This is a genomic window from Amycolatopsis sp., assembly GCF_035276945.1.
Taxonomy (GTDB): domain Bacteria; phylum Actinomycetota; class Actinomycetes; order Mycobacteriales; family Pseudonocardiaceae; genus Amycolatopsis_E.
On record NZ_DATELF010000073.1, the window covers coordinates 22,529 to 32,382 of the forward strand.

Annotated in this window: 6 protein-coding genes and 1 pseudogene; 4 read left to right on the plus strand and 3 right to left on the minus strand. The window is 69.5% G+C overall.

The genetic code is table 11. The features are described 5' to 3' along the window. Positions 1-67: 67 nt before the first annotated feature. Positions 68-1,528, minus strand: a complete 1,461-nt coding sequence (gene folC, locus VJT49_RS12880) for a bifunctional tetrahydrofolate synthase/dihydrofolate synthase (RefSeq protein WP_324165007.1) — start codon at positions 1,526-1,528, stop codon at positions 68-70. 24 nt (positions 1,529-1,552) lie between these two features. On the opposite strand from folC, the gene VJT49_RS12885 reads away from it, so the two are divergent. The 3 genes from VJT49_RS12885 to VJT49_RS12895 all read left to right on the plus strand — a co-directional run bounded on the left by VJT49_RS12885 (position 1,553) and on the right by VJT49_RS12895 (position 4,094). Continuing rightward, positions 1,553-2,158, plus strand: a complete 606-nt coding sequence (locus VJT49_RS12885) for a class I SAM-dependent methyltransferase (RefSeq protein ID WP_324165008.1) — start codon at positions 1,553-1,555, stop codon at positions 2,156-2,158. Positions 2,159-2,567: 409 nt separating this feature from the next. Continuing rightward, complete coding sequence (locus tag VJT49_RS12890; RefSeq protein ID WP_324165009.1) at positions 2,568-3,431, plus strand: SGNH/GDSL hydrolase family protein; 864 nt, start codon at positions 2,568-2,570, stop codon at positions 3,429-3,431. A 120-nt stretch (positions 3,432-3,551) separates the two neighbouring features. Beyond that, a complete protein-coding gene (locus VJT49_RS12895; RefSeq protein WP_324165010.1) occupies positions 3,552-4,094 on the plus strand; it encodes a hypothetical protein in 543 nt (180 codons plus the stop codon). 222 nt (positions 4,095-4,316) lie between these two features. Here the strand turns inward: VJT49_RS12895 and valS are convergent, their stop codons facing one another. Beyond that, on the minus strand, positions 4,317-6,818 hold the full coding sequence (gene valS, locus VJT49_RS12900; protein ID WP_324165011.1) for a valine--tRNA ligase: 2,502 nt from the start codon (positions 6,816-6,818) through the stop codon (positions 4,317-4,319). A gap of 66 nt (positions 6,819-6,884) precedes the next feature. Continuing rightward, entirely contained in the window at positions 6,885-9,509 is a 2,625-nt protein-coding gene (locus VJT49_RS12905) for a valine--tRNA ligase (RefSeq protein WP_324165012.1), read from the minus strand. Between the two features lie 149 nt (positions 9,510-9,658). Between VJT49_RS12905 and VJT49_RS12910 the strand changes: the two are divergent. Further along, positions 9,659-9,854 (plus strand): annotated as a pseudogene (locus tag VJT49_RS12910) (hypothetical protein); the annotation flags it as partial.

The window sequence follows — 9,854 nt, forward strand, 5'->3', positions numbered from 1 at the left end:
GCTCCGGTTTCCTGCGGGACACCCGCACCCGGTCGCCCGGCGCGAACGGGGCTACCGCCATTGTCGCTCACGCCGGCTCCTTGCCGAAAAGGGTGCGCGCTTCGCCCGCGGTCACCACGGAACCGGTCACCAGCACTCCGCCGCCCGCCAGGGGCTCCTCCGGGTCGTCGGACTCCTCGACCAGGGCGACCGCGGTCTCCACCGCCGCGTCCAAGCTCGTCTCGGCGACCACCCGGTCCGCCCCGAAGACCGACCGCGCCAGCTCGTACAACTCCTCCAGCGGCATCGCCCTCGGCGAGCTGTTCCTGGTCACCACCACGTCCGACGCCACCGGCTCCAGCGCCTCCAGAATCCCGCGCGCGTCCTTGTCCGCCATCACGCCCACCACCGCGACCAGCCGCCGGAACGCGAACTCCTCCACGATGGCCGTGGCCAGCGCGTGGGCGCCGTGCGGGTTGTGCGCGGCGTCCAGCAGCACGGTCGGCGCTGCCCGCACGCGCTCCAGCCTGCCGGGCACCGCCACTTCGGCGAACGCCTCGCGGACGGCCTCCAGGACGAGCTGCCTGTCCCTGCCCGCGCCGAAGAACGCCTCCACCGCGGCCAGCGCCAGCGCGGCGTTGTTGGCCTGGTGGGCGCCGTGCAGTGGCAGGAAGATCTCGTCGTAGACACCGCCGAGTCCCTGCAGTTTCAGCAGCTGCCCGCCGACCGCGACCTCGCGCCGCAGCACGCCGAACTCGCTGCCCGCCCTGGCCACGGTCGCGTCGACCTCCACCGCGCGTTCCAGCAGCACCCTGGTCACCTCGGGCTCCTGCTCGGCGAGCACCGCCACGCTGCCGGGCTTGATGATGCCCGCCTTCTCCCCGGCGATCTTGGTGAGATCGCTGCCGAGGTAGTCGACGTGGTCGAGGCCCACCGGGGTGATCACCGCGACCTGCGCGTCGGCCACGTTGGTGGCGTCCCAGCTGCCGCCCATCCCGGTCTCCAGCACCGCGGCCTCCACCGGCGCGTCGGCGAAGGCCGCGAACGCCATCCCGGTGAGCACCTCGAACTTGCTCATCGGCGGCCCGCCCGCACTGTCCACCATGGACACGAAGGGGACGATGTCGCGGTAGATCTCCACATATTTCGACACCGGGATCAGCGCGCCGTCGACCGCGATCCGCTCGGTGACCAGCTGCAGGTGCGGGCTGGTGTAGCGGCCGACGCGCAGGCCCATCCTGGTCAGCAGCGCGTCGATCATCCTGGCGGTCGAGCCCTTGCCGTTGGTCCCGGCGACGTGCAGCACCGGGTAGGTCTTCTGCGGGTCGCCCAGCACCGTGGCCAGCGCCGCGATCCGGTCCAGCGACGGCTCGATCCTCGTCTCCGGCCACCGCTGGTTCAACTCGGCCTCGACCCGGATCAGCTCGTGCTGTGCCTCGCGCTCGACGGCCGCCGGATCGATGTCCTCGCGCTCGGACTCGTCGTCGGGCAGCGGTCCGGCCACGAAGTTGTCACCGCTGGACAGCTCCGCCGGATACTCCTCTGTCACACGGACGAGTCTAGGTTGGGCGCCGTGCCGTTCAACCACAACCACCACTACCACCCGTTGCTGCTGCGACACGTGCCCGAAAGCGCACGGACCGCGCTCGACGTCGGTTGCGGCACCGGTGCCTTCGCGAGGAAGCTCGCCGCCGGACTGAGGGTGGAAGCCATGGACCGCGACGCCGAGGTCATCGAGGCCGCTCGCGCGCTCGGCTCCCCTGGGCCGCGCGAGATCACCTACCGCCACGAAGACGTCCTCGAGACCCGGCTCGCGACCTACGACTTCATTTCGTGCCTCGCATCGCTCCACCACGTGCCGTTCGAGACGGTCGGCCTGCTGCGGAAGGCGCTCGCGCCGGGCGGGGTGCTGGCGATCCTCGGCCTCGCCAAGCCACGATCGGCCGCGGACTGGGCGAAATGGCTGGTGATGAGCCCGCCGCTGAACCTGGCGGCCCGGTTGGTCGTCCACCTCGGCGAGTGGCTCAACGGTGGGCCGGATCCGGTGGTCGCGGCACCGGTCCGGGACGAGACGATGACCATGACGCAGGTCCGCCGTCAGTCGGACGTCCTGCTGCCCGGGCACACCGTGCGGCCGCTGCTGTTCTGGCGCTACCTCGTGGTCTATCGAGCGAGTTGAGGGCAGCTCGCGGACCTGGATGCTCGCCCAAGGCGGCCGCGAATCCCCCAGCGCGCGGATTCCTGTTCTGGAACCGCACCCACACCGGTCCTCGTCGAATACCGCTTCGTGACTTCATCCGCGCCTCCGCTCTCGAAGGCGGCGGCCGCTTCGCATTCGGCGCGGATGCTTGCCGGGATGCCCCCGCCGCCGCGAGGACGGCCGACGCGATCCTGCCGGGGTGGCGCAGCACGAGGTGCAGCGCGGTGAGCGACGTGGGACGAGGTCGTCACGTTCCTCGCTTCCCCGAAAGCCGCCTTGTGAATGGAGCGCACATTCCGGCAGACGATACGCAGCGTAAAGCTCTTGTGGACATTTGAACACCTGAACGGCGGCGGTGCTGCGCGTGGCGGGCAACTAGACAGAAGCCATGCGCAGACTCGTCATCGTCGCCGTAGTCGCCTTCACGATGCTCGCCTCAGCCGTGACCGCGTCGGCGTCCCCATCGCACCGGTTCCGGCACTACGTCGCTCTCGGCGACTCGTACACCGCGGGTCCGCTCATTCCGTCGCAGCGGCTCTATCCGCTCGGCTGCTTCCGGTCCACCTCGAACTATCCGGCGCAGCTGGCCATCCGGCTCGGCGTGTGGTCCTTCACCGACGTGAGCTGCAGCGGAGCCGACACCGGTGACATGACGGCCGCGCAGGATGTCACGCTCGGCCAGAACCCGCCGCAGCTCGACGCGCTCCGACCGAACACCGACCTCGTCACGCTCGGCATCGGGGGCAATGACTACGACGTGTTCGGCAACGTGGTGGGCACCTGCCCGACGCTGCGCGAGTCCGACCCGGTGGGGAACCCCTGCCAGCGGCATTTCACGGTGGACGGGATCGACACGGCCATGGCGGCCATCGCGCACACCAAGGACAACATCGTGGCCGTGCTGAGCGAAATCCACGCGCGTGCACCGCGCGCGAAGGTGCTGGCGATCGGCTATCCCCGGATCGCCCCGCCCACCGGCACCTGCCCGGACATCCTGCCTTTCGCCGACGGTGACTACGGTTGGCTGAACCATGTCGAGGAAGCGCTCAACGCGGCGGTTTCCAGTGCCGCGGCCACCGACGGCAAAACGGCCTATATAGACACTTACCATCCGTCGCTCGGCCACGACGCCTGCTCCGCCGCGCCGTGGATCAACGGCCAGGAGACCAAGACACTCGAAGCCGCCGCATACCACCCGTACTACGCGGGAATGCGTGGTGTGGCCCGCGTGATCTCCAGGTTCCTGTACTGAAAACTTGGCAGTGAGCATTTCGCCGATACGGCACATTTCCCCGGCAGTGAGCGTTTCGCCTATACGGAACATTTCGGAAATCGCTGTCCCGTGCGCGCGGCACATGGTTTCATTCGTCCCGTGCACCCCTCATCGAATTCCGAATTCGGGCGGAACCCGCTGCCGGGCGCCCCACCGGTTCAGCTCCCGCCCGACTCGGCGGCGCGACCAGTCGACTCGCCGTTGCGCCTGGTCATCATCCTGATGTTCGTCAATCTCGGACTCAGTGTGCTGACCACGATCATCACGCTGATCCTCCGGGAGGACGTGCTGAACTTTCAGCTCGCGCACTCCCACCTGCCGCCGGACGCTCCTCCGGCCGAAGTAGCGATGGTCCGCCGGACGCTGGAAAGCGCGCTGTGGAGCAAACTCGGCGCGACGGTTCTCGTCTCGGCGCTCTACATCTGGCGGGCCTACGCACTACGCCGCGGGTCGCGCGGCGCCTACGTCCGGCTGTACTACATCTGCATCGCGGGCCTCATCGGCGTCGTGTACCTGATCCTCGCCGGGCAGTACCCGGTATGGATGCGTGTCGAGCAGGGCCTGCAGGCGGTGGTGCTCGTCGCGCTGATCTTCGCCGTGAGCCGCAAAGAGGTCCGGAACCGCTTCGCCAAACCACGGTAGCGGGTTTCGTCGGCACTCCTCGACTCGATCCCATGGCAAACGCGCGAGTCGGGCTTTCGCAACGCGCGAGTCCGGCTTTCGCGACCCGCGAGTCCGGCCTCCGCGACCCGCGAGTTCCTCCCCGCGACAAGTCCCGAACCGGGACTCACCCGACACCCAAGCCCGACTCGCCTGTCACGAAAGCCCGACTCGCGTGTCGCGAAAGCCCGACTCGCGGGTGGGTCAGACGGTGACGGCGAAGGTGAGGGGGGTGGTGGCGGGTTCCAGGGTGAGGCGGGTGACGTTGCCCGCCGCGCGGAGGTCGTCCGCGATGGACATCAGGGTCTCCAGTTCGGCGGCGGGGCCCTGCACGACGACGCTGTCCACCGGCGAGCGCATGGACAGTTTCGCGTCGCTCTTGGCCTTGCGGATCGCGCCGATCGCCCGGCTGGCGAGCGCAACGACCGCGCTGCCGTCGGCGAAACCGGCGGGCCGGGGCCATTTGCTGGTGTGCACCGATCCGGACTGCCACCAGGACCAGGCTTCCTCCGCGCAGTACGGCAGGAACGGCGCGAACAGCCGCTGCAACGCCGACAAGGCCGTGCGGAGCGCGAGGCGGGCGGACTCCGTGGCGCCACCCGAATCGCCGTACGCGCGTTGTTTCACCAGTTCGAGGTAGTCGTCGCAGAAGAACCAGAAGAAGCGCTCCACGCGTTCCAGCGCCGTGGTGTATTCGAAGGCGTCCAGGGCCTCGGTGGCCTGCCCGAGCACGTCGTCCAGCGCCGCCAGCATGGCCTGATCGAGTTGTCCGGTGATCTCGGCAGTCGCGGCGGGTTCGGGGAAACCCAGCACGAACTTGCTGGCGTTGAGCAGCTTCGTCGCGAGCCGGCGGCCGATCTTCATCTGGCCCTGGTCGAAGGCGGTGTCCGTGCCGGGCCGGCCCGACGCCGCCCAGTAGCGGACCGCGTCCGGGCTGAACCGGTCCAGCAAGCCCATCGGCGTGACGACGTTGCCCTTGGACTTGCTCATCTTCTTGCGGTCCGGATCGAGGATCCAGCCGGACAGCGCGACGTGCCGCCACGGCAGCGTCCGTGCTTCCAGCTCGGCGCGCAGCACGGTCGAGAACAGCCACGTCCGGATGATGTCGTGCCCCTGCGGACGAAGGTCCATCGGGAACGTCCGGCGGTAGGTGTCCGCGTCCTCTTCCCAGCCACAGGCGATCTGCGGGGTCAGGGAGGAGGTCGCCCAGGTGTCCATGACGTCGGGGTCGCCGACGAACCCGCCGGGCCTGCCTCGCTGGTCCTCGGGGTAACCGGGCGGCGTGTCCGAGGACGGGTCCACCGGAAGCGAGTCCTCCCGCGCCACGATCGGCGCGCGGTAATCGGGCTCGCCGGCCTCGTCCAGCGGATACCAGACCGGGAACGGAACCCCGAAGAAACGCTGCCTGCTGATCAGCCAGTCGCCGGTGAGCCCGCGCACCCAGTCGTCGTAGCGGGCCTTCATGTACGACGGGTGCCAGCGCAGTTCGGCACCACGCTCGAGCATCACGTCCCGATGCGCGAGGGAACGGATGAACCACTGCCGGCTGGACACGATTTCCAGGGGCTTGTCGCCCCGCTCATAGAACTTGACCGGCCGGACGACCTTGCGCGGTTCGCCGTCGAGATCGCCGCTCTCCCGGAGCATGGCCACGACCCGCTCCCGCGCGGTGTGCACCGTCGCACCGGCGAGCCGCGCATACGCCTCCCGACCCCGGGAGTCGTGCAGCCCCGCGGGCGGATCGGGCAGGATCCGGCCATCCCGGCCGATGACGGTCCGTGCCGGGAGGCGAAGCTCGCGCCACCATTGCACGTCCGTCAGATCGCCGAAGGTGCAGCACATCGCGATGCCCGCGCCGCGCTCGCGTTCCGCCATCGGGTGGGCGAGCACGCCGACCTCGACGCCGAAGACCGGCGAGGTGACCGTGCTGCCGAACAGCGGCTGGTAGCGCTCGTCCTCGGGATGCGCGATCAACGCGACACAAGCGGGCAACAGTTCGGGACGAGTGGTCTCGACGAACACCGGGCCGGCGGCACCGTGGAAGGCGATGCGATGCCAGGCCCCGGCATGGTCACGGTCCTCCAGTTCGGCCTGCGCCACCGCCGTGCGGAACCCGACATCCCACAACGTCGGCGCCTCGGCCTGATACGCCTCACCCGCCTCGAGCAACCGCAGGAACGCCCGCTGGGAAACCCGGCGGGCATGCCGGCCGATCGTGGTGTACGTGCGCGACCAGTCCACGGAAAGCCCAAGGCGGCGCCACAGTTCCTCGAACGCCTTCTCGTCCTCGACCGTCAACCGCTCGCACAGCTCGATGAAGTTGCGGCGGGAGACTTCCACCGGCTGCTTGCCCGCCCGCTCCGGTGGCCGGAAATCCGGGTCGTAGGGCAGCGACGGGTCGCACCGGACGCCGAAGTGGTTCTGCACCCGGCGTTCGGTGGGCAGCCCGTTGTCGTCCCAGCCCATCGGGTAGAACACGCGCTTGCCGCGCATCCGCTGGAATCGGGCGATGATGTCGGTGTGGGTGTAGGAGAACACGTGACCCACGTGGAGCGAGCCGCTGACGGTCGGCGGCGGGGTGTCGATCGAGAACACCGCGGAGCGTTCGCCCGGCGCCTCGAACCGGTAGAGCCCGGTTTCCTCCCACCGGGCGGCCCATTTCTCCGCCAGCCCGTCCAGTGCCGGACGTTCGGGCAAATCTGACATCTTCCTGCCTTACCTTCGACGACGAATGGCTCCGGTCGAGGCGGCACCCGGGCGAGCAAGTGCCGCCTAGGTTACGGGCAAGGCGTCCAGGCGTGCGCTGATGCGGTCGATGTCGGCGGTCGCGACCTCACGGCGGGCGCGGATCTTGTCCACCACCTCGGCCGGGGCCTTGGCGAGGAAGGCCTCGCTGCCGAGTTTGGCCTCGGTCTGCTTGAGCTCCTTCTGCGCGGCCGTGAGGTCCTTCCGCAGCCGCTTGCGCTCGGCGGCGACGTCCACCGCGCCCGACAGGTCGAGCGCCACGTGCGCCATCCCGCCGGACAGGGCGACCTCGACCGTGGCGCTCGCGGTGAAACCGTCGCCCGGGTCGGTCAGCCTGGCCAGCGTCCGGAACGCCGGTTGGTGGCCCGCGATCGAGGCGAAGCCGGCGCCGGAGACCTGGGCGGCGACGCGCTGCCCCGGTTTGAGGCCCTGGTCCGAGCGGAACCGGCGGACCTCGGTGATCAGTTTCTGCACGTCCGCGATCCGCGCGTCGGCATCGGCGTCGGCGTACGACGCGTCCGCCGACGGCCATTCCGCGATCACGATCGACTCACCACCGGTGAGCGCGGTCCACAGCTTCTCGGTGATGAACGGGATCACCGGGTGCAGCAGCCGCAGCACCGCGTCCAGCACGTGCCCGAGCACGGCACGCGTGCCCCGCGCCGTATCTCCGGAGAACTGCACCTTCGCCAGTTCCAGGTACCAGTCGCACAGCTCGTCCCAGGTGAAGTGGTAGAGCAGGTCGACCGCCTTGGCGAACTGGTATGCCGCCAGCAGTTCGTCCACTTCGGACACCACGCGGGCCAGCCTGCCGAGGATCCAGCGGTCGGCCTCGGTCAGCTCGCCCGCGGGGGGCAGTTCCTCGGCCACGGTGGCGCCGTTCATCAGGGCGAACCGCGAGGCGTTCCACAGCTTGGTGCAGAAGTTGCGGGACCCCGCCGCCCATTCCTCGGCCAGCGCCATGTCCGCACCCGGGTTCGCTCCCCGGGCGAGGGTGAACCTGGTGGCGTCCGCGCCGTAGCGGTCCATCCACTCCAGCGGATCGATCACGTTGCCGCGCGACTTCGACATCTTCTTGCCGTTCGCGTCGCGGATCAGGCCGTGGAGGTAGACGTGGTCGAACGGCTGCGCGCCGTCCATCGCGTACAGGCCCAGCATCATCATCCGGGCGACCCAGAAGAACAGGATGTCGTAGCCGGTGGACAGCACACTGGTCGGGTAGAACTTCTCGAGGTCCTTGGAAGCCTCCGGCCAGCCCAGTGTGGAAAACGGCCACAGGCCCGAGGAGAACCAGGTGTCCAGCACGTCGGGGTCCCGGGTCCAGCCGTCCCCGGACGGTGGCTCGTCGTCCGGGCCGAGGCACACCACCTCGCCGTCCGGCCCGTACCACACCGGAATCCGGTGCCCCCACCACAGCTGGCGCGAAATCGTCCAGTCGTGCAGGTTGTCGACCCAGTCGAAGTACCGCTTGGCCAGCTCCGGCGGGTGGATCCGGGTGCGGCCGTCCCGCACCGCGTCCCCGGCCGCGCGCGCCAGCGGCTCGACCCTGACCCACCACTGCAACGAAAGCCGCGGCTCGATCACCGTGTCGCACCGCGAGCAATGCCCGACCGCGTGCAGGTACGGGCGCTTCTCGGCGACGATCCGGCCCTGCTCCCGCAGCGCCGCCACGATCGCGGGCCGCGCCTCGAACCGGTCCAGACCTTCGAACGGACCGGGCGCGGTGATGGTGGCGCGCTCGTCCATGATCGCCGGCATGGGCAGGCCGTGCCGGCGGCCGATCTCGAAGTCGTTCGGGTCGTGGGCCGGGGTCACCTTGACCGCGCCGGTGCCGAAGGTGGGGTCGACGTGCTCGTCGGCCACGATCGGGATCTTGCGCCCGGTGAGCGGAAGCTCGACCTCGGTGCCCACCAGGTGCCGGTAACGCTCGTCCCCGGGGTGCACCGCGACGGCGGTGTCGCCGAGCATCGTCTCCGCACGGGTGGTGGCCACGACGACCGCGTTCTCCCCCTCGCCGTAACGGATGGAGACCAGCTCGCCCTCGTCCTCGGCGTGCTCGACCTCGATGTCGGACAGCGCGGTCTGGCAGCGCGGGCACCAGTTGATGATGCGCTCGGCGCGGTAGATCAGGTCCTCGTCGTAGAGCCGCCTGAACATGGTCCGCACCGCGCGGGAGAGGTTCTCGTCCATGGTGAACCGCTCGCGCGTCCAGTCGACCCCGTCGCCCAGCCGGCGCATCTGCCCGAGGATCTTGCCGCCGTACTCGGCCTTCCACGACCAGACGCGTTCGACGAACCGCTCCCGGCCGAGGTCATGGCGCGAAAGCCCTTCTCCGGCCAGCTCGCGCTCGACGACGTTCTGGGTCGCGATGCCCGCGTGATCCATGCCGGGCAGCCACAGCACCTCGTAGCCCTGCATCCGCCGGCGCCGGGTCATCAGGTCCATCAGCGTGTGGTTGAGCGCGTGGCCCATGTGGAGGCTGCCGGTGACGTTCGGCGGCGGCAGCACGATCGTGAACGGAGGCTTGTCCGAACCCGCGTCGGCCGTGAAGTAGCCGGCGTCTACCCAGCGCTGGTAGATCGCGGCTTCTTCGGCAGCCGGATCCCAGGCACCCGGCAGGTCGGTCGAGGCGTCAAGGGGGTTCTCCGTCACAGCAGGTAAGTGTACGAACCTCGCTTTCGCCGCCGCATCCGCATTGCCCGGCGGCGGCGGTAACGATCACGCGGGGGCGGCGATTCCCCGGTCACGACGAACTGGAAGGCCTTCCCCGGTGGACGAGCACGACATCGAGAATCACCCGGATGCTGGATCCGGACTGGCGGCGCCACGCCGAAAAGGAAGCGTGGGTCGAGCTGCGCCGGAAGCGCCGCCGGGCCAGGCGGGGCAAGCGGCTCGCGTGGACCGCCGTCGTGCTGGTCGCCCTGCTCGGGGCCGGTTTCGCCGTCTACCGCTGGGGAAAGGCGACCTCCGAGCACTACGACGCGGACGCTCCGGCGA